The 19,595-nt window shown below is 50.9% G+C and carries 18 protein-coding genes; 16 read left to right on the top strand and 2 right to left on the bottom strand.

Features of this window, described 5'->3' with window-relative positions:
* Positions 1 to 103: 103 nt before the first annotated feature.
* Together DW922_RS02210 and DW922_RS02205 are read right to left on the bottom strand one after the other, a co-directional pair.
* The gene (locus tag DW922_RS02210; RefSeq protein ID WP_118725664.1) at positions 104 to 670 is read right to left on the bottom strand and encodes a hypothetical protein; all 567 of its coding nucleotides are present in this window, start codon (positions 668 to 670) and stop codon (positions 104 to 106) included.
* A 3-nt stretch (positions 671 to 673) separates the two neighbouring features.
* Positions 674 to 3,592, bottom strand: coding sequence for a transglycosylase domain-containing protein (locus DW922_RS02205; RefSeq protein ID WP_118725663.1), 2,919 nt, complete (start codon positions 3,590 to 3,592; stop codon positions 674 to 676).
* Between the two features lie 238 nt (positions 3,593 to 3,830).
* Between DW922_RS02205 and murC the strand changes: the two genes are divergently transcribed.
* From murC to hpt, 16 genes are all read left to right on the top strand, one after another.
* Positions 3,831 to 5,210: a UDP-N-acetylmuramate--L-alanine ligase gene (gene murC, locus DW922_RS02200; RefSeq protein ID WP_118725734.1), complete on the top strand. Its 1,380-nt coding sequence runs from the start codon at positions 3,831 to 3,833 to the stop codon at positions 5,208 to 5,210.
* Between the two features lie 266 nt (positions 5,211 to 5,476).
* Positions 5,477 to 6,562 carry a DnaD domain protein gene (locus DW922_RS02195; RefSeq protein WP_118718724.1) on the top strand — a complete coding sequence of 362 codons (1,086 nt, stop codon included), beginning with the start codon at positions 5,477 to 5,479 and terminating at the stop codon, positions 6,560 to 6,562.
* A 73-nt stretch (positions 6,563 to 6,635) separates the two neighbouring features.
* Positions 6,636 to 7,640, top strand: a complete 1,005-nt coding sequence (locus DW922_RS02190; protein ID WP_118725662.1) for an ATP-binding protein — start codon at positions 6,636 to 6,638, stop codon at positions 7,638 to 7,640.
* Between the two features lie 217 nt (positions 7,641 to 7,857).
* On the top strand, positions 7,858 to 9,030 hold the full coding sequence (locus DW922_RS02185; protein ID WP_118725661.1) for a ribose-phosphate pyrophosphokinase: 1,173 nt from the start codon (positions 7,858 to 7,860) through the stop codon (positions 9,028 to 9,030).
* Between the two features lie 321 nt (positions 9,031 to 9,351).
* A complete protein-coding gene (gene lepB, locus DW922_RS17865) occupies positions 9,352 to 9,972 on the top strand; it encodes a signal peptidase I (RefSeq protein WP_347560252.1) in 621 nt (206 codons plus the stop codon).
* A 196-nt stretch (positions 9,973 to 10,168) separates the two neighbouring features.
* Entirely contained in the window at positions 10,169 to 11,092 is a 924-nt protein-coding gene (locus tag DW922_RS02175) for a sugar phosphate nucleotidyltransferase (RefSeq protein ID WP_118725660.1), read from the top strand.
* On the top strand, positions 11,085 to 11,840 hold the full coding sequence (locus DW922_RS02170) for an exodeoxyribonuclease III (protein WP_118725659.1): 756 nt from the start codon (positions 11,085 to 11,087) through the stop codon (positions 11,838 to 11,840). Before DW922_RS02175 ends, DW922_RS02170 begins: the two co-directional genes overlap by 8 nt.
* Positions 11,841 to 11,981: 141 nt before the next feature.
* Positions 11,982 to 13,871, top strand: coding sequence for an alpha-amylase (locus tag DW922_RS02165; RefSeq protein ID WP_118725658.1), 1,890 nt, complete (start codon positions 11,982 to 11,984; stop codon positions 13,869 to 13,871).
* Between the two features lie 84 nt (positions 13,872 to 13,955).
* Positions 13,956 to 14,231: an HU family DNA-binding protein gene (locus tag DW922_RS02160; protein ID WP_118718648.1), complete on the top strand. Its 276-nt coding sequence runs from the start codon at positions 13,956 to 13,958 to the stop codon at positions 14,229 to 14,231.
* A gap of 217 nt (positions 14,232 to 14,448) precedes the next feature.
* Positions 14,449 to 14,688 (top strand): RNA-binding S4 domain-containing protein, encoded by a 240-nt coding sequence (locus DW922_RS02155; RefSeq protein WP_118718649.1) that lies wholly within the window; start codon positions 14,449 to 14,451, stop codon positions 14,686 to 14,688.
* An 89-nt stretch (positions 14,689 to 14,777) separates the two neighbouring features.
* Positions 14,778 to 15,062 (top strand): sporulation protein YabP, encoded by a 285-nt coding sequence (gene yabP / locus DW922_RS02150; RefSeq protein ID WP_182436788.1) that lies wholly within the window; start codon positions 14,778 to 14,780, stop codon positions 15,060 to 15,062.
* The gene (gene yabQ, locus DW922_RS02145; RefSeq protein WP_118718651.1) at positions 15,062 to 15,391 is read left to right on the top strand and encodes a spore cortex biosynthesis protein YabQ; all 330 of its coding nucleotides are present in this window, start codon (positions 15,062 to 15,064) and stop codon (positions 15,389 to 15,391) included. The genes yabP and yabQ overlap by 1 nt, the downstream gene beginning before the upstream one ends.
* Positions 15,392 to 15,431: 40 nt before the next feature.
* Positions 15,432 to 15,764 carry a septum formation initiator family protein gene (locus DW922_RS02140; protein WP_118718652.1) on the top strand — a complete coding sequence of 111 codons (333 nt, stop codon included), beginning with the start codon at positions 15,432 to 15,434 and terminating at the stop codon, positions 15,762 to 15,764.
* 91 nt (positions 15,765 to 15,855) lie between these two features.
* Entirely contained in the window at positions 15,856 to 17,262 is a 1,407-nt protein-coding gene (locus DW922_RS02135) for a SpoIIE family protein phosphatase (RefSeq protein WP_347560249.1), read from the top strand.
* Between the two features lie 112 nt (positions 17,263 to 17,374).
* Positions 17,375 to 19,072: a tRNA lysidine(34) synthetase TilS gene (gene tilS / locus DW922_RS02130; RefSeq protein WP_118725657.1), complete on the top strand. Its 1,698-nt coding sequence runs from the start codon at positions 17,375 to 17,377 to the stop codon at positions 19,070 to 19,072.
* Positions 19,062 to 19,592 (top strand): hypoxanthine phosphoribosyltransferase, encoded by a 531-nt coding sequence (gene hpt, locus DW922_RS02125; protein WP_118543183.1) that lies wholly within the window; start codon positions 19,062 to 19,064, stop codon positions 19,590 to 19,592. The genes tilS and hpt overlap by 11 nt, the downstream gene beginning before the upstream one ends.
* The last annotated feature ends 3 nt before the right edge of the window (positions 19,593 to 19,595 follow it).

Below are 19,595 nucleotides of genomic sequence, written 5' to 3'. Positions count from 1 at the left end.
TAAACAATATCACACAGTAACGAACGAGGGCCGAAAGGTTTCGTCCCCGCCATTGGGGGGGGACGGAACCTTCCGGCCCATTTGTGTTTACTGTGTGATATTGTTACAGCATCTCCATGTAGGCAAGCAGCTGGTCTAAGAGTCCCAGCCCGATCAACAAAAGGATCAGCAGGACAACCAGTCCCGTAATGAGAAATACGAGTTTGTAAAACAGGTAGGCCCGGGCGAATTCCTTTCGCTGCGGGTCTTCTTCGTGTTTCGCTTCATGGAAGAGGTAGAACCAGCCGACAAGCGGCATGTTCATGCACATGAAAGTATAAAACCAGGAGCGGACCGAAGGGTCCCACCAGCGTTCTCTTGCGGAGTGGCCGGTGCTGCGTTTTTTAAAGAAAGTTTTTTTGCCTGCTCCGGATTCGGAGATCTGTCTGGCAGTCCGGATCTTACCGGAGAGATCGGTTGTGTGGCCGGCGGCCGGTTCCGGATCTGGGGAAGAAGGATCTTCGCTGATATCCGGAACGGTCAGGCGTGGGAGAGCAGTAGTCTCCTGGTCGGCCCGTTTTTCCAGAGCAGCCTGGATTTTCGCGGTGTCGATTACTTCAGCCGATTTGCCAGAGGTGGATGTTACGTTGTCGATCGCCTCAGCCTGTTTGCCAGGATTATATTGATTCATCGTTTAATTTCCTCCTCCTGTTGGTCCTGTAGTGACGGCTGATTGGGAACTGCCAGAGCCGGGGGCAGTGGTTGTGCCGGATCCCGGGAAGCGGGATGTTCCGGAATTATGATCGATTCCGGGTCCTGCATTGTCGGTCATCTGGGAAGACCAGGTGGTCCAGCTGCGTTTTGCCTGGCTTAAATAATTCCGCAGGGACTGCTGCTCCAGACCGATCTTCTGCTCGTTCGCAGCCTGTGCGGCTACTTCTGCTTCTTCCTTCTTTTCCTGCTCTGCTTCCCATTCGTCTTCCGTCGGCAGGGTGGCAATGCGGTCAATGGCTTTCTGGAGCCGTTCTTTGTAGGAAGCAGCTTCCTCGTAGCTTTCTACCAGGGAAAGCTTGTCGATGGCATTTTGTGCAATGTCTTCGGCATCCTCAGACTGGTATTCCAGGTTTTCTACATCGCGCAGGGCACTTAAGAAGGTGTTCTTCCGGGTCTGGATCTCCAGGTTTTTCCGTGTTGTAATGGCTTCTTCTTCTGCCTTTTTCTGGGCTTCTGCTTTTTCCTTTGCTTTCTGTACTTCGTAAAGGGCAATGGTGTCTTTCATGTCGTTGATGATCGGGGTGAATTCTTCGTTGCGCTTTGTCATGCGCTCCAGAAGCTCGGTCCGTTTTTCGCTTCCGTCCATCAGGTTCAGCCTGGAGATGATGCTCTGATACTGTTCCTTGACCCAGTAAGTGTCTTCCACGGTCTCGATGGTCTTGTCTTCAAATGCGGTTACTGCAGTTTCCAGGTCTGCTTCCAGCTTGCGCTGTTCCTTATCGTGGAGGCTCTGCTGTGCCCGTTCATTTAAGGTGGAGCTGAACAGATCGGTGATGCCGCTCTTGGAGTCGGTTGTCATTTCCACGGTAACAGGCTGTTCCCAGTCTGACAGCTCCTTGCCCTCGTGGATCTGGTCCATGACCTGCTTCCAGATCCTTCCGGCGTAGGTTTTTCCGTAGATACCCGGCATCGCACGCGGGGTGTCGTAGCCGACCCAGACTGCGGTGGTGTAGTAGCGGGTATAGCCGCAGAACCAGGTGTCTTTACTGCTGTTGGTGGTACCGGTCTTACCGGCGGCAGGCATGCCGCTTTCCAGTGCCAGGCCATAACCGGTTCCGTAGGGCTCGTTTAAAGTCCCTTTCAGGACATCGGTCAGCATATAGGCGGAATCTTGCTGGTAGACCAGCTGGGTATGCGGCTTTAAGTTCTTTGTTAATTCTCCGTTATGTTCATGATCAATTCTGCGGATGCAGGTCTGGTCGTTATAGATGCCGCCGTTTGCCAGTGTGCTGTAGCCCTTAGCCATGTCCACAACGCGGACGCCGTTGGTGAATCCGCCGATACTTAAGGACGGAACTCCGTTATCGATATAAGTAAGCTTCTGGAACTCCATTTCTCTCAGATAGTTCAGGCCGTAATCGACCCCGATATCGGTCAGGATCTGCCATGCTACGGTGTTTAAGCTCCGGTTTAAGGCTTCCCGCACGGATACGTTGCCATAGTAGGAGCCGCCGCTGTTGGAAGGGCCGCCTTCAAATTTGTGGTCGTTGACTAAGCGGGCCGGATAATATTCGCCGGTATCAAACGCCGGACCGTAGTCGATGAGCGGCTTAATGGTACTTCCCGGCTGTCTTGCACTTAAGTATGCACGGTTGTAAGGGTCTGTGGTGCCGCGTCCGCCGACAATGGCAGCCACGCAGCCGGTCTGGTTGTCCACAATGACTCCGGCACCCTGAAGGGCATATTTTCCGTTATCCTGAAGCTCCGTGTACGGGGAGAGGACATCGTCCAGCTGGGTCTGTAAGGCCTGCTGGAGATTCTGGTCGAGTGTGGTGTAAATGCGGTAGCCGCCCGCGCGGATATCATCGGCTTTTTCCGTGTAGGTAGCCTGGTAATTTTCCATATAAGAGTCGTAATCGGATTTGTCTTTGAAGGTATACTGGAATGGGAAATTTTCCAGCTTCATGAGCGTCAGGGCTGCGCAGTGGATGGCATAGCTGCTCATGTAATTCTCGTTGCTTCCCTCGCCTTCCTCCTGAACGATGTTTAAAGGCTGGCTGATGGCGCTGTTGTAAGCATCTTCCGTAAGATACCCCACCTCCAGCATGCTGTGCAGGACATCGTTTCGTTTTTCCAAAGAAGCCTCCGGGTTGCGGACGGGATTGTAGGCGGTGGGGCTGTTGCTGATGCCGACTAACACAGCGGCCTCGTAAGGCTCTAAGTCGCTGGCATCCTTGCCGAAGTAGTAGCGGCTGGCAGCTTCCACGCCATAGCAGTGGTTGCCGTAGAAATTGGTGTTGCAGTAAAATTCCATGATATCTGCCTTGGAATACTTTTTCTCAATCTCCGGCGCCAGCAGGATCTCCACGATCTTGCGGGTAAAGCTCTGTTCCTGGGTCAGGTACGTGTTCTTTACCACCTGCTGGGTGATGGTGCTTCCGCCCTGGGTGATCTCACCGCGGTTTTTGATGAGGGCAAGACCGGCGCGGAAGGTCGCGATCCAGTCGACACCGGTGTGCGATTTAAAACGCCGGTCCTCCTGGGCAATATAAGCATTCTGCAGATTCATGCTGATCTGGCTGATCGGGACATATTCGTAATGTCCGGCATTGATCAGCCCGATGAGCTGGTCGTTTTTATCGTATATTTCCGTGTCAGACAGCATACTGAAGTCCTGGCGCTGCATCTGTGCGAGCTTATCGTAGGCAACTTCCCGGCAGTGGTCGAGCTCCGGGCGCACCTTGGCATAGATTAGCAGGCCAATGAGGCCGCAGAGGATCAGCCCGCAGGTAAACAGGTGAAGAATGGACTGAAAAAGCCATCCGAGGATGCCGAACAGGCTGACAAAGAAGCCGGGAACGGCACCAGCAAGCGATTTCGGTGTATGGTTAGATTTCATAGTAAGATACCTCTGTAAACAGACTGTTTCTCCTTTCTTTTCTTTTACCGGATGCTGTGGCTATCGTGCAGACAGCAACGGTTTTTTCTATACGATTATATTACAATTTCCATGGAAAGACTAGAAAAACATTGACTTTTCCCGCAAAAGGAAGTAAAAAGGAAAAGAATATGAGGCAATATAATATATAAGAAGAATTTTAATCATGAAATTAATAAGGAAAAGGATGGAAGCCATTATGTATCAGATAGATTTCAGGAAACCCATTGCCATTCACTTTATCGGCATCGGCGGCATCAGCATGAGCGGACTTGCAGAGATTTTAATGCAGGAGGGCTTTCGCATCAGCGGTTCCGATGCGCATGAGAGTGAACTGACGGATCACCTTGCGTCGGCAGGTGCTAAGGTCATGTATGGCCAGGCAGCAGCAAACATCACCGATGATATCGACCTGGTGGTTTATACCGCAGCAGTCCATGCGGATAACCCGGAGTATGCCGAGGTTGTGCGCCGTGGTATCCCGATGATGAGCCGTGCAGAACTTTTAGGTCAGATTATGAAAAACTACGGAGAGGCGATCGCGGTATCCGGAACCCACGGAAAGACTACGACAACCTCCATGCTGACCGAGATTTTACTGGCAGCCGAAAAGAACCCGACCATTTCTGTCGGCGGAATCCTGCATTCCATCGGCGGCAATATCCGTGTGGGCGGACCGGAGCTGTTTGTGACCGAGGCATGTGAGTACACCAACAGTTTCCTTTCTTTCTTCCCGACCATGGAGATCATTTTAAATATAGAAGCAGACCATCTGGATTTCTTTAAGGATCTGGATGATATCCGCCATTCCTTCCGCCTGTTTGCACAGAAGCTGGATGAAAAGGGACTTCTGATCATTAACCGTGATATCAAAAACTATGAGGAGATCTGCGGCGGGCTGCCTTGCAAGGTGGTGACCTTTGGTCATAGCGCAGAGAGTGACTACAGCGCGGCAGAGATTACATACGATGCGTTCGCACGCCCGGCCTTTACGGTTATGGAGCAGGGAAAGAAAGCCGGAACGATCACGCTGGGTGTTCCTGGTGAGCACAATGTATACAATGCACTGGCTGCTATCGCTGCGGCAAAGGCGCTGGCTATCCCGGATGAGGCAATCGCGGAAGGACTTCTTCATTTTACCGGAACGGACCGCCGTTTTGAGAAGAAGGGCGAGCTGAATGGCATTACCATCATCGATGATTACGCACATCATCCACAGGAGATCACAGCAACCCTAAAGGCTGCAAAGAATTATCCACACAAAAAACTCTGGTGTGTATTCCAGCCGCATACTTATACCCGGACCAAGGCATTTTTAGATGAGTTTGCAGAGGCACTTTCTGCGGCAGATGCCGTTGTTCTTGCAGATATTTATGCGGCGCGGGAGACAGATACGCTGGGCATCAGCTCCGCAGATATCGCTTCCCGCATCGAAAAGCTGGGCTCGGAAGTGCATTATTTCCCATCATTTGAAGAAATTGAAGCATTTCTTTTAAAAAATTGTTCCACCGGTGATTTGTTGATAACTATGGGCGCCGGAGACATTGTAAAAGTTGGGGAAAAGCTTCTTAACAAATAGTTATCCACATTATCCACATAGTTTTCCACTTTTTATGTAAAGGGACTATGTGGATTTTTTAATTTACATAAGAAAGTATCTGAAAATTTAAAAAACCACGGTTTTATCTATAATTCGACGGTTTTCGCGCCTTTTTTCGGGACATGGGAAAACATTATATCCACATTATCCACATTATCCACAAGGAATTCTGTGGATAAACTCAGCTATTTCTTTTTAATTTTGGATGTGGTAAGATGTTAGCAGACAGGAAAGGTGAGGTTTTTATGAGTTTTACATATCATTTCCAGGTGGATGCAACCCTGGTTTCCAACGAATTTATTGACCGGTATCTGGCGGAAGCAAACGGGGAATATGTGAAGGTATACCTGTATCTGCTCCGGCACAAGGACGAACCCATGAGTCCCGGAAAGATCGCGGACGGTTTAAACCATACAGAGGCAGATATCCGGCGTGCGCTGGCCTACTGGGAAAAGCTTGGCGTGATCAGCACCGGGGAAGCACTGGCTGCTGCAAAGGGTACGGCTGCCAGCAAAAACGGGACAGCAGAAGCGGCATCAGACCAGACGGCTGCGGCTTCCCAGAACGGGACAGAAGATATCCGCCGTGTGGGCCGGACTGGTGAGGTGTCTGCCACTTTGGCAGCTGGCGGTGCCGGGGCGAAAACGACGCGTCCGGTGTATAGCCAGGACCAGGTAAACCGCCTGCAGGGCGATGGGGAATTTGCAGAGCTGCTCTACATTGCCCAGCGTTATCTGAATAAGATATTTACCCAGAGAGAGCTGGAGGTATTTGCCTATCTTTACGATGGGCTTCATATGTCGGCTGAGCTTCTGGAATACCTGGTGGAGCATTGTGTGCAGGGAGGCCACACCAGCATCCGCTATATTGAGACGGTTGCCATCAGCTGGCACGAAAAGGGCTTTGCGACCGTGGAGCAGGCCAAGGCTTATGCAAGCGGCTTTACGAAGAACTCGTTTTCCGTCATGCGGGCATTTGGCCTGACCGGAAGAAACCCGGGGGAAATGGAGCGGGAAATGATCGAGCGCTGGTTTGGCGAGTATGGGTTTACCAAAGAGGTGGTTCTGGAAGCGTGCAACCGTACCATTGAGGCGACACACAATCCGAGCTTCCGCTATGCGGACCGGATCCTTTCCGAGTGGAGAAAAGCCGGCGTGCACAGCCTGACGGATATTTCCGTGCTGGACGAAAAGTATAAAGGCCAGAAGAATCAGAAATCCCAGAAAAACAACCGGCAGCCGAACAACCAGTTCCTGAATTTTGAACAGAGAAATACCGATTACGATTCCATGGTATTAAACCAGGTGAAGGACTGGATCGGGGAACAGTAAATAGAAAAGGGACTGCCGCAGGGACTGTGGGCGGTAGAAAACAGCAATTAGCAGTTAAGAAGGAGAGCAAACAATGGCACTGAGCAATTCCCAGTACAACGCAGTTATGCGCGGGTATGAAGAACGGCAGCGCTTACAGCGCCGCGCCATGGAAGCGCGGGTCGAGGAAGTATATAAGAAAGTACCGGCAATTCAGGAGCTGGACCGGCAGATCAGCAGCCGGGCAGCAGATTGTGCCAGAAGAGTCCTTGGTGGAGACCTGAATGCCCGCGTACACTTAAAGGAAGAACTGGCAGACTTAAGGGAGCAGAAGCTGGCGCTGTTAAAGGCGGCCGGTTTTCCGGCAGATTATATGGAGCTGCGCTATGACTGTCCGGACTGCCAGGACACCGGCTATGTGAATGGAAAACGCTGTCATTGTTTTGAGCGCCAGCGGCTGAACATTCTCTACGCCCAGTCCAACATCGAGTCAATCCTGAAAGAGGAAAATTTCGACCGTCTCCGTTTCGACTTTTACGATGATACGGAAAAGGTGCCGCAGCTTGGCATGACAGAACGCGCCTACATGGAGATTGTGGTGCGGCAGTGCCGGGAGTTTGCAGAGCAGTATCCGCAGAAAGGAAACAGCATTCTGTTTACCGGCGGTACCGGCGTCGGCAAAACATTTCTTACCAACTGCATTGCAAAGGCGCTGATCGACCGTTGCATCTCTGTTATTTATCTGTCCTCCAACGAGCTGTTTGAGATCTTTTCCAAATACAAATTCGGGCGCGACAGCGAGGACGATATCGAGGAGAGCTATCGCTACATTGTGGAGTGCGACATGCTGATCATCGATGACCTGGGAACGGAGTTAAATAATTCCTTTGTTTCTTCCCAGCTTTTTTACTGCATCAACGAGCGCATTGGCAGAAAGAAGGGGACGATCATTTCCACGAATCTCTCCATGGGCATGTTAAAGGACACTTATTCCGACCGTGTGACTTCCCGGATCATGAGCAGTTACCGGATCATTCCTCTTTACGGGGCAGATATCCGCATGAAGAAGCGTGTGATGGCCCGGAAACAGGGAACATGAAAAGATTTTGCTTATGGTATGCAGGCGGATAGCTGCTTTCGGTCTGGTATCCGGCATAAGATTGTGAAAAAGAAATCAGTCCCAGCTTAAAAGCGAAAGTTTGTGGGGATTGTCTTGACTTAACTGAGGCATAATGATATAAAAGAAGCGATATTGCGGCAATAAATATTGATTGCTGCCCAAAACAAATAAATACACACAGAGCATGGAGGATAAGATGATTTACGAAGAGAAGACCATTGAGACCATTCCGGTAGGACCATTAGGACTGATCCCGTTAAAGAGCTGTTCCGCATTAGGCGCAAAGGTAAACGACTGGCTGGTCGAGTGGAGAAAAGAGCGCGAGAGTGAGCATAAATCAACCATCGCGTTTGCAGGATATCAGAGAGATTCTTACATTATTGATGCAAAAACCCCGCGTTTCGGTTCCGGCGAAGGCAAGGGAACCATTGAATCTTCTATTCGAGGCGATGACCTTTACATCATGGTAGATGTGTGCAACTATAGCCTGACCTATTCCCTGTGCGGCATGACCAACCATATGTCTCCGGATGACCATTACCAGGACTTAAAGCGTGTCATTGCGGCAGCAGCAGGTAAGGCACGCCGTATCAATGTTATCATGCCATTCCTCTATGAGAGCCGCCAGCATAAGCGTTCCGGCCGTGAGTCCTTAGACTGCGCCCTGGCTTTGCAGGAGCTGATGAACATGGGCGTCGAGAATATCATCACCTTCGATGCGCATGACCCGCGTGTGCAGAATGCGATCCCGTTAAAGGGCTTCGAGACCGTTCAGCCGATCTACCAGTTCATCAAGCATCTGTTAAAGAACGAGACCGAGCTTGAGATCGACAGTGACCACATGATGGTCATCAGCCCGGATGAAGGCGGTATGGGCCGTGCTGTGTATTTTGCAAACGTGCTCGGACTCGATATGGGTATGTTCTACAAGCGCCGTGACTACACCAAGATCGTGAACGGACGCAACCCGATCGTGGCTCACGAGTTCTTAGGCTCCAGCGTAGAGGGCAAGGATGTGATCATCGTCGACGACATGATCTCTTCCGGCGAGAGCATGCTAGATGTCGCAAAAGAATTAAAGCGCAGAAAAGCAAGAAAAGTATTTATCTGCGCAACCTTCGGCCTGTTCACAAACGGACTGGCAAAATTTGATGAATATTATGAGAACGGCCTGATTGACCGGATCCTGACCACCAACGTGGTTTACCAGACTCCGGAGCTGTTATCCAGACCGTACTACATTGATGTAGATATGAGTAAGTACATTGCCCTGATCATCGACAACTTAAATCACGATGATTCCTTAAGCGAGCTTTTGAGCCCGACCAAGCGCATCAACAAGCTCCTGGACAAGTACCGCAATAAATAAGGTGGTTATTTCATGAGTGAAGACAGAACAAACAAAGATCCGCTTCTGGGCGGACTCGACGGCATGCGGGCCGGACAGCACTGGGCCGGGGAACCGGACAGTCTGAAACATACAGAAGGCCAGCAGGCTTCTGCGGAAAGTGATACAGCAGCTGCGGATCCGGCAGAAAAGACAGAAAAAAACGCAGAAAGTTTTTCTGCCAAAGAACATACAGCGGCTCCGGGCACGGCAGGAAAAGATGCAGAAGCATTTTCTGGGAAAGAAATACAGACTGCTGAGCTGGAAGCACAGAAAATCGCACAGGAGCTCCGGAGAGAAGCAATCAAGACTGGTAACACACAGAAAGAAACAGAAGTACCGCATGCGGAGCCTGTAAAGAGCCAGAAGAAACGTTCCCGCAAAGAGGAGCAGCAGCCGTCAGGCGGCTGGTTAAAGGAAATCCTTGAGTGGGTCAAGATCATTGTGTCTGCAGCACTCATTGCGTTTGTACTGAATACGTTTATCATCGCAAACAGCGAAGTGCCAAGTGGTTCTATGGAGAACACGATCATGACGGGTGACCGTGTCATCGGTTCCCGCCTTTCCTACCACTTTGGTGACCCGAAGCGTGGAGATATCGCGATCTTCCGTTTCCCGGATAACGAATCGATCTACTATGTAAAGCGTATCATTGGTCTTCCGGGTGAAACAGTCGATATCATAGACGGAAAGGTTTATATCGACGGTTCCGACACACCGCTCGACGAGCCGTATATCCGCGAGCCGATGATCCCGGAAGCACCGATGCACTTTGAAGTGCCGGAGGGCTGCTATTTCATGATGGGAGACAACCGGAACTACTCCATGGATGCACGCCGCTGGGAAAATACCTATGTAAAGCGTGAGAAGATCATCGCAAAGGTACTGTTCCGCTACTTCCCGAAGCCGGGAGTATTGAAGTAACAATATTGTACAGTAAACACAAATGGGCCGGAAGGTTCCGTCCCCGCCGAATGGCGGGGACGAAACCTTCCGGCCCTCGTTCGTTACTGTGTGATATTGTTATTTGGCGCGGTTTGTGTTATGATTTTAGGTACATTATGGCAAGGTGTCGGCATCCGGCACCAGAATACGTTGGGTATTTGGAGAGGGAACAATCATGAAGGATACAACATTGGTAATTATGGCAGCCGGAATCGGCAGCAGATTTGGCGGCGGCATTAAGCAGCTGGCACCGGTCGGACCGGGAGGCGAGATCATTATGGATTATTCCATTCACGATGCGCTGCAGGCCGGATTCAACAAGATCATTTTTATTATCCGGAAAGACCTGGAGAAGGACTTCCGCGAGATCATCGGAAACCGCATTGAGAAGATCGCCCATGTGGAATATGCATTTCAGGAACTGGATGCGCTTCCAAAAGGGTATCAGGTGCCGGAAGGCAGAAAGAAACCCTGGGGAACCGGTCAGGCTGTCCTGACGGTAAAAGATATGGTGCATGAGCCATTTTTGGTCATCAATGCGGATGATTATTATGGCAGGGAAGGATTTTTTAAGATCCATGACTACATGGTCAACGAAATGAAGACCGATGGTGACGTGTATGACATGTGCATGGGTGGCTTCATTCTGGAGAATACGCTGAGTGAAAACGGCACGGTAACCCGCGGAGTCTGCCAGGTAAACCCGGACGGAACCTTAAAAGATGTAACCGAGACTTACGATATCGAGCGGCGCGGAAACGGCCTTTTTGCGAATGATGAGCAGGGAACCCCAGTGCTGATTGACGAAAAACAGTATGTTTCCATGAATATGTGGGGACTTCCGCCGAAGTTCTTAGATGCGCTGGAAGCAGGATTCCCGGAATTTCTGGACAGCATCAAAGAGGGCGATGTAAAGGCAGAGTATCTGCTCCCGAAGATCATTGACCAGCAGATTAAGGCTGGCAAGGCGCAGGTGCGTGTGCTGGAGACCAGGGATAAGTGGTTTGGTGTTACCTATAAAGAGGACAAGGAAGCGGTTGTTGCTTCCATCCGGAAGCTGATCGCGGACGGCGTGTATAAGGAGAACTTGTATGACTAAGCTGATTTCCTGGAATGTCAACGGGTTGCGGGCCTGTGTCGGAAAGAACTTTCTGGACTTTTTCCACGAGGCAGATGCCGATGTATTCTGTCTGCAGGAGACCAAACTGCAGGCAGGCCAGATCGACTTAGAACTTCCCGGCTATCATCAGTACTGGAATTATGCGGAAAAGAAAGGGTATTCCGGAACTGCGCTGTTTACGAAAGAGGAGCCGCTTTCCGTGACATACGGGATCGGCATAGAAGCGCATGACCACGAAGGAAGAGTCATAACTGCAGAGTTTCAGGAATATTATGTAATTACGTGCTATACGCCGAATTCCCAGAATGAGTTAGCCAGATTGGACTACCGCATGGAATGGGAAGATGCATGGAGGGCTTATTTGAAGGGACTGGATGAAAAGAAGCCGGTCATTTTCTGTGGAGACCTCAATGTGGCACATCGGGAGATCGATTTAAAGAATCCGAAGACAAACCGGAATAATGCTGGTTTTACTGACCAGGAGCGAAACAAATTTACTGAGCTTCTGGCAGCAGGCTTTACCGATACCTGGCGTTACTTTTACCCGGAGCAGGAGGGCATTTATTCCTGGTGGTCATACCGGTTTAAAGCCCGGGAGAAGAACGCAGGGTGGCGTATCGACTATTTCTGCGTTTCTGACCGTTTAAAAGACCGCCTGGAGTCCGCAAAGATCCACACAGAGGTATTCGGATCGGATCACTGTCCGGTAGAGCTGTGCCTGAAGTAAGACCGTAAGTAACGGTTAAGCAGGTTTGCGCTTACTGGTGCATGCGCTGTGCTGACCGTAAGAAACATAAGCTGGCAGGCAAAAATAAAAAACAGTACGCTATGGAGGCGGAATACTCTGTAGCGGGAAAGGTGGGCAAAATTGGAGCCGTATCAGATCGATTTACATGACAGTAAAGTGTATCCAATGGGCCTCACAAGGATAGACGGGGGGATCCATGTAACAACTGTGGCTGCAGCGAAGGCCTGCAGCCTGCTTTTGTTTGCAAAAGAAGAAAAAAGCGGAAAAGGAGTAAAGTTTCACGAGGTGTTTCACATCCCGTTTCCGGAAACCGGAAAGACCGGACATGTCTGGTCTATGACACTGAAGGGAGACTTTACTTCTTTTTTCTATGCATTTGAAGCAGATGGAAAACGTTTCCCGGATTCATACGGCCGCTCGTTTGCCGGGCGGGAGCGCTGGGGCAAATTAAGCCAGGCAAAGAATCTTCTGCTGGCACCGGTCGTGGAGCCGGAGTTTGACTGGCAGGGGGACCGGCCGCTTCATATTCCGTATGAAGACTGCATTGTCTACCGCGCACATGTACGCGGACTGACAAAGCATGCCTCCTCCGGCACAGAGCACCGCGGCACCTTCCGGGGCGTGGTGGACAAGATCACGTATCTGAAGGAGTTAGGGATCACGACGCTGGAGCTGCTTCCGGCGGTGGAATTCCAGGAAGTTATGATGCCGGAGAATGTGGAAGGAAATCCTTATGGAAACAGTGAGCCGACGGGACGCCTGAATTATTGGGGCTATACAAAAGCCTGCATGTTTGCGCCGAAGGCATCTTATGCGGACCAGGGAAGTAATCCGGTGACCGAGTTTAAGTATATGGTGCGGGAGCTGCACAAGGCTGGGCTGGAAATTGTGCTGGAGCTTTATTTTTCCGGAAAAGAAGTGCCGGAGTTTGTGTTGGAGACGGTACGCTTCTGGGTGCGTGAATACCATGTAGATGGGATCCACTTAACCGGTTATGCGCCGACAGCACTTCTTGCAAAGGACCCGTATCTGGCCGACACCAAGCTCTGGGCGATCTCCTGGGAGGCGGAAAAGCCTGCAGCCGGGGAAAAGAAGCATTTGGGCGAATACAACGAAGGTTTTCTGATTGATATGCGCCGTGCCTTAAAGGGCGATGAGGAGCAGATGAGCAGCCTGATCTTCCGCAACCGCAGAAACCCGGCAGAATGTGGTGTGCTAAACTTTATGGCGGGGACCAATGGCTTTACCATGCTGGATATGGTCTCCTACGACCAGAAGCACAACGAGGCCAACGGGGAAAATAACCGGGACGGAAGCGACTACAACTATTCCTGGAACTGCGGCGCAGAGGGCCCGGTGCGCAAGAAAAGAATCCAGGAGCTGCGTGCGAGACAGCTGCGCAATGCCATGCTGATGCTCTTTTTAAGCCAGGGAACCCCGGTGCTCCTCGCGGGCGATGAATCCGGCAATTCCCAGAACGGCAACAACAATGCCTACTGCCAGGATAACGAAACCTCCTGGATCAACTGGAATTTAAATAAATGGGACCAGGAGCTCTTAGAATTTGTGAAGCATGTGATCGCGTTCCGCAAGGCACATCCGGTCTTTCACATGGAGCAGGAACCGAGAGTGATGGATTACCTGGCCTGCGGCCACCCGGACATCTCTTACCATGGAGTCAATGCCTGGCAGCCGGAGTTTGAGAATTTCCGCCGCCAGATCGGCATCCTCTATTGCGGAAATTATGCGAAGAAGCCAGACGGGCAAAACGATGCCTTTTTCTTTGTCATCTTCAACATGCACTGGGAGCCGCACGGCTTTGCCCTTCCAAACCTTCCGAAGGACCTGGAGTGGAGTCTGTCATTTGACACAAGCGACAGCGCAGCCGGAGGCTTTTATGCGGAGGGTCAGGAGCGCAAGGTTTCCAACCAGAAGAACTGCATGGTGCCGCCCCGCTGCGTTCTGGTATTTAAGGGAAAGAAAAAGGCGAAAAACCTTGACAAAGCATAGCAAAACAGATATAAATGAAAGGGCAAAATGAATTACGAAAAAACGTCCGTTCAGGCCGTTATCGCATTTAGGAGGAATTTAATAATGAACAAGACAGAATTAGTAGCAGCAGTAGCTGAGCAGGCAGGCCTTTCCAAGAAGGACGCAGAGGCTGCAGTAAAGGCATTTACCGATGTAGTTGCAGAGGCTCTGAAGGCAGGCGATAAAATCCAGTTAGTAGGTTTCGGTACCTTTGAGGTATCTGAGAGAGCAGCAAGAGAAGGCCGCAACCCGAGAACCGGCGAGACCATGATCATCGAGGCATCCAAGACCCCGAAGTTCAAAGCTGGTAAGGCATTAAAGGATCTTGTAAACGCTTAATTTGCAAATAAACGTAGTAACTAAAAAAATTCCGGTAATTAGCACAGCCAAGAAAATTTAGTTTAAAATGTAAAGTAAAATAAAGATTCCCCCTAGAATGCGTTTCGCGTGATAGGGGGAATTTTACCCATTAGCAAGGAATTGGCGCACAGGAATTGATCTGCTGGAAGCGCAATTGACATTGCAGGGGAATTCATCCATTAGAAGGAGACATGATATGCGTCTGGATAAGTATCTGAAAGTATCCCGCATCATCAAGCGGAGAACGGTAGCGAATGAAGCCTGTGACAGTGGTCGCGTGATGCTCAATGATAAAGTGGCAAGAGCCAGTGCGGACGTGAAGGCCGGAGATGTGATCGAAATTGCCTTCGGCAATAAATCCGTCAAAGTGCGCATCACGAGCGTGCAGGAAACCATCCGCAAGGAAGATGCAAAGGAAATGTTCGAGTATCTTTAAGATAGTGAGCGTGAATATGTGATATGAAGCATAAACACCACCAGCCTCCCCATATACTAAACCATGAGTTCAGGTGGGGAGGTTTTTTCGTGGAAGAAAAATCCGGAATCCGTGCCCATGCCTGTCGGCTGGAAAACCGGAGCGCGGCGAGCCTGACCGGGGTGCGGGAAGTGGTATCGTTCGATGAAAACCAGGTGGTGGTGGACACGGACATGGGGCTTTTGACGATCAAGGGGAAGGAGCTTCATGTCAGCCGCCTTACGGTAGAAAAGGGAGAGCTGGAGGTGGATGGGCAGGTGGACAGCCTGGCCTATTCTTCAAATGAAGCTTACCGGAAGGCCGGACAGTCGATTCTGACCCGGCTGTTTGGCTAATGGCACAGGTATGCCGGGAAGCACGGCTTTTGCTTCTTGGGCTTGGCGTTGGGATTGTCCTGATGGTGGTGTATGACGGGCTTCGGCTGTTCCGGTTTCTGGTTCCGCACAAGAACCTGGTGACCGGGCTGGAAGATCTGTGCTACTGGATCTGGTCCGGTTTTTTTACGTTTTTGTTTTTGTACCGGGAAAATGACGGGGCACTGCGCTTTTACATCATAGGCAGTATTTTTTGTTCGATGCTTTTTTATGACCGGATTATCAGCAGAAATTTGCGAAAGGTCTTGAAAAGGGCGGTTCGATGCATTAGAATGAAATTACGAAGGTAACATAAATAAGGTTAAGGGAACAAAGAAGTTGGTGAGGAATATGAAAGCGCGGGAAACAGGGCGCAGAAAGCGCAAGAATAAGGACCGGTTGGGAAACCGTCTGGCCGTGATCGGCATCTCGGTCGTGGTACTTAGCCTGGCAGTGGTTGTGAATGTCAAGAATACTTCCATGGAAAAGAAGGTTATGGAGTATCAGGCAAAAGAAGAAGCCCTGACTCGCCAGGTTGAAAATGAAAAGAAGCGGGCGGCAGAGCTGGAGGAACGCCGGGTCTATGTACAGACCAAGCAGTATATCGAGGAAGTGGCCAAGCAAAAGCTGGGTCTGGTCAAGCCAGATGAAATCCTTTTAAAACCTGCACCTAAAAACAACTAAGCTGCCGTACAATACAGTTGTAGTTGCAGAAAAATAACAGGCATAGGATCCTTTCCTGAAGCATATATTGTGGTTCAGGAGGGGATTTTTTGTGTGGAAGCGAAAACGGCGCCGGGACATGGCGGATGTTCATATCTATACAGCAGAACGGTTGCGTGAGATGGCCCAGTCGTTAGAATGCCTGGCCAGAGCCTGCAATGACCGGATGGAGGATGAAAAAGGGCTGACCAGGGAGGATGCCCAGGCGGCTATGCAGACGGCAGCCGCAATGGTGTGTGGCCAGTGCAGCCGCTGTAACCTGTATTGCGATGCAAACAAGGAAGACAGTTATTATTTATATTATCTCCTCCGCTCGTTTGAACAGAAAGGGCGGGTGGAGTATGAAGATATGCCGAGACTGTTTTTGGAAACCTGCCGTAACAAAGAGGAATATCTGGCCCAGTTAAACCGGAACCTGGGGCGGGCCACGATGAATCTGGAATGGAAGAACCGTTTTTTAGAAAGCCGTGATACGGTCATGGTGCAGTTTCGGGAGCTGGCGGCCATGCTCGATGAATTTGCAGAGCAGATGGGACAGGCTGCAGATATTACGGACCAGAAGCTGGAGGCGGTCCGCCGCCTGTTCCGGCTGCATCAGATCTCGGTAGATAATATGCTGCTTTTGGAGCATGAAGACCGGTACCGGGAGGCTTATGTGACTCTTCACACGCTTGGAAACCGGTGTATGACAGCGAAGGATGCGGCAGGGCTGTTTGGACAGGCTGTGGGCGGAAAGGGATGGTATGCGCCATCAGATACTCGTGCGCTTATCACAAAGCAGCCGGGGATCGTGCGTTTCCTGGAACCGGGAGAATACCGGATGATCTATGGGGTAGCACGTATGCCGAAGAATGGGACAGGCATTTCCGGGGATAACTATACGTATTTCGGAAGCCTGCCCGGGCAGGTTATCATGAGCTTGTCCGACGGAATGGGAAGTGGGGAAACGGCTGCCAGGGAAAGCCAGAAGGTGATCGAGCTGGTGCAGCAGCTATTGGAAACAGGATTTTCCGCCCGCTCAGCACTAAAAATGGTGAATACCATTCTTTTGCTGGCCGGAGTGGAGCAGCATCCGGCCACACTGGATCTTTGCTGTGTAAATCTTTGCAGCGGGCTATTGGAGGCTATGAAAATGGGGGCCGTTGCTACGTTTATTTTAAGCGGTGGAACGGCAGAGGTGCTGGAGGCAGGAAATCTTCCGGCGGGAGTGCTCTCCCAGGCAGAGCCTGTGCTGCTCTCCCGGAAGCTCTGGGACGATGACCGGATCATTATGATGACAGACGGAGTGCTGGAGGCTTGTCCGGGTCTGGAAAAAGAAGCAACCCTGAAGGAGTATCTGGAATCCATGCCGGTAAAAACACCCCAGGATATGGCGGAACGGATCTTACGGTTTGCCTGCCAGAATGGTGGCATGAATGATGACATGACAGTGCTGGTGGCGGGTATCTGGAAACGGTAGCGAATGAAAGGGCAAACACCCATTGCTGGGCACGCATGTGTGAACAGCAGCGGAATCACTGCTTGCGGCAGGAACAAAATACAGGTATAAACCAGAGTACAGGAAGGATAAGATGTTACAAAAAGTAAGAAACTATATATGGGAACAGAACATGATACAGCCGGGAGACGGTGTGATCGTGGCGCTTTCCGGTGGAGCGGATTCGGTGTGTCTTCTGGTAGTATTAAAGGAGCTGGCGCAGATGGGGCTGGAATGCCAGGCTGCAGAGGTTACAGGAACTGTAGCTGGGCCAGAAACAGAAAAACAGCAGATCCGTTTCGACTTACGTGCGGTTCATGTAAACCATGGGATCCGCGGTGCGGAGGCAGAGCGGGATGAAGCCTTCGCCAGGGAGCTTTGCAAAATGCTTCAGATCCCGTTTCTGGCGGCACACTGCCAGGTCCCGGAATATGCGGCAGAGCATGGACTTTCGGAGGAAGAAGCGGGACGGATCCTGCGCTACCAGATATTGGAAGAGCAGGCTGCGGCGTGGGAGCAGGAGCTTTCGGTGGGAAAACAGGAAGCACCTGTGGGAAACCAGACGGAGTCAGCAGGGAGCCAGGACGATTCGGCGGCGGGTTCGGACAATGCAGGAGAATGTCTGGCTGATCCGGCAGCGGGTCCGGGCAATGCAGGAAAACACCGGGTGAAGATTGCGCTGGCGCATCATCTGAATGACAATGCAGAGACGATTCTGCATCATCTGCTCCGTGGCAGCGGCCTGACGGGACTTTCCGGCATCCGCCCGGTGCAGGGACGGCGTATCCGGCCTCTTCTTTGTGTGGGGCGCGGGGAAATCCGTGAGTATCTAAGGGCAGAGGGCTTTGGCTGGTGCGAGGACAGCACGAACCAGTCCGGTGATTACACCAGAAACCGGATCCGGAACGAGGTGCTGCCTCTGCTGAAACGTGCGGTGAACGCACAGGCAGAGGAACACATTCTGCAGGCCGGGCAGATCATCGGGCAGGCAGATGCGTATCTGGCAGATCAGGCAGCAGAAATCTGGAAGAGAGCCGGGGCGCTGTACGGCAAGGAGAAAAGAGATGCTTCCTGCGATTCTGGAAACAAGGATTCTGCAAAGTTCTGGGATTCGGAAAAACAGGCTGCAAAAGACTGCGTCCGCGCAGAAATCCCCCTTGCCACATTCCGAACGCAGCCAGACATTCTGAAAACCTACCTGATCCGGCATATGTTAAACCTGCTTCATCCGGGCTGGAAAAATATAACCAGCCGACATTTCCATCAGATCACGGAGCTGGCAGAAAAGCAGGTGGGAAGCAGGATCAATCTTCCGGGAGGTCTGATCGCAATGATTGGATATGAGACGCTTGCGCTGACCCGAAATACCGGACCGGACATGGTTTCCCGGAAAACAGAAGCAGCAGGTCCCGGATACGGTGAAGAATATAGTCTGGAAATGGACCAAGCGCTCCAAATGACAGTATTTTCTCGCCAAAAAGGCCAGGAAATTCCCAAAAACCAGTATACGAAATGGTTTGACTATGATAAAATCAAAGGTACGCTGTCCATTAGAACCCGAAAGACGGGGGATTACCTGATCCTGCCGTCCGGAGGACGTAAAACCATTGCCCGTTTTATGATCGACGAAAAGATCCCAAAAGAAGACCGGGACCACATTCTGCTTCTTGCAGAGAACGATCATGTATTGTGGGTGGTGGGTTACCGGATCAGCGAATACTATAAGATAGATAACAAAACAAAAAACATATTGCAGGTAACCTGCGACGGAGGAAAAGATTATGGCAGATAAGATCAGAGTATTGTTGCCGGAAGAAGATGTAAACAAGCGAATCAGCGAAGTGGCAGAACAGATCAGCAAAGATTATGAGGGAAAAGAAATCCATCTGATCTGCATTTTAAAGGGTGGCGTATTTTTCACCTGTGAGCTGGCAAAACGCCTTACCGTTCCGGTTACCATGGATTTCATGTCTGTTTCCAGTTATGGAGATGACACCAAATCCAGCGGCGTTGTCCGTATTGTAAAAGACCTGGATGAGTCCCTGGCAGGAAAAGAGGTCCTGATCGTGGAGGATATCATCGACTCCGGCCGTACCCTTTCTTACCTGATCGAGGTATTGAAGCAGCGCGGACCGAAGAGCATTCACCTGTGCACCCTGCTTGACAAGCCGGAGCGCCGTGTGAAAAAGCAGGTCAAGGTCGATTATACCTGCTTCACCATCCCGGATGAGTTCGTAGTAGGTTACGGTCTCGATTACGCCCAGAAATACCGCAACCTGCCGTTTATCGGTGTGGTTGAGGTAGATCAGTAAGGA

This window comes from Clostridium sp. AM42-4 (assembly GCF_003480105.1).
Taxonomy (GTDB): Bacteria; Bacillota; Clostridia; order Lachnospirales; family Lachnospiraceae; genus Brotaphodocola.
Note: the sequence above shows the minus strand (reverse complement) of the source record. Positions and strands in the feature narration are given on the sequence as shown.

What these genes read in the sequence shown, in the direction of transcription:
- tilS (WP_118725657.1), top strand. Translation starts at nt 17,375, where the DNA reads ATGTTACAAAAAGTAAGAAACTATATATGGGAACAGAACATGATACAG.
- DW922_RS02140 (WP_118718652.1), top strand. Translation starts at nt 15,432, where the DNA reads ATGAAAGCGCGGGAAACAGGGCGCAGAAAGCGCAAGAATAAGGACCGG.
- DW922_RS02210 (WP_118725664.1), bottom strand. Translation starts at nt 670, where the DNA reads ATGAATCAATATAATCCTGGCAAACAGGCTGAGGCGATCGACAACGTA.
- hpt (WP_118543183.1), top strand. Translation starts at nt 19,062, where the DNA reads ATGGCAGATAAGATCAGAGTATTGTTGCCGGAAGAAGATGTAAACAAG.
- DW922_RS02190 (WP_118725662.1), top strand. Translation starts at nt 6,636, where the DNA reads ATGGCACTGAGCAATTCCCAGTACAACGCAGTTATGCGCGGGTATGAA.
- DW922_RS02155 (WP_118718649.1), top strand. Translation starts at nt 14,449, where the DNA reads ATGCGTCTGGATAAGTATCTGAAAGTATCCCGCATCATCAAGCGGAGA.
- DW922_RS02195 (WP_118718724.1), top strand. Translation starts at nt 5,477, where the DNA reads ATGAGTTTTACATATCATTTCCAGGTGGATGCAACCCTGGTTTCCAAC.
- DW922_RS02175 (WP_118725660.1), top strand. Translation starts at nt 10,169, where the DNA reads ATGAAGGATACAACATTGGTAATTATGGCAGCCGGAATCGGCAGCAGA.
- DW922_RS02185 (WP_118725661.1), top strand. Translation starts at nt 7,858, where the DNA reads ATGATTTACGAAGAGAAGACCATTGAGACCATTCCGGTAGGACCATTA.
- DW922_RS02160 (WP_118718648.1), top strand. Translation starts at nt 13,956, where the DNA reads ATGAACAAGACAGAATTAGTAGCAGCAGTAGCTGAGCAGGCAGGCCTT.
- DW922_RS02205 (WP_118725663.1), bottom strand. Translation starts at nt 3,592, where the DNA reads ATGAAATCTAACCATACACCGAAATCGCTTGCTGGTGCCGTTCCCGGC.
- DW922_RS02170 (WP_118725659.1), top strand. Translation starts at nt 11,085, where the DNA reads ATGACTAAGCTGATTTCCTGGAATGTCAACGGGTTGCGGGCCTGTGTC.
- yabQ (WP_118718651.1), top strand. Translation starts at nt 15,062, where the DNA reads ATGGCACAGGTATGCCGGGAAGCACGGCTTTTGCTTCTTGGGCTTGGC.
- murC (WP_118725734.1), top strand. Translation starts at nt 3,831, where the DNA reads ATGTATCAGATAGATTTCAGGAAACCCATTGCCATTCACTTTATCGGC.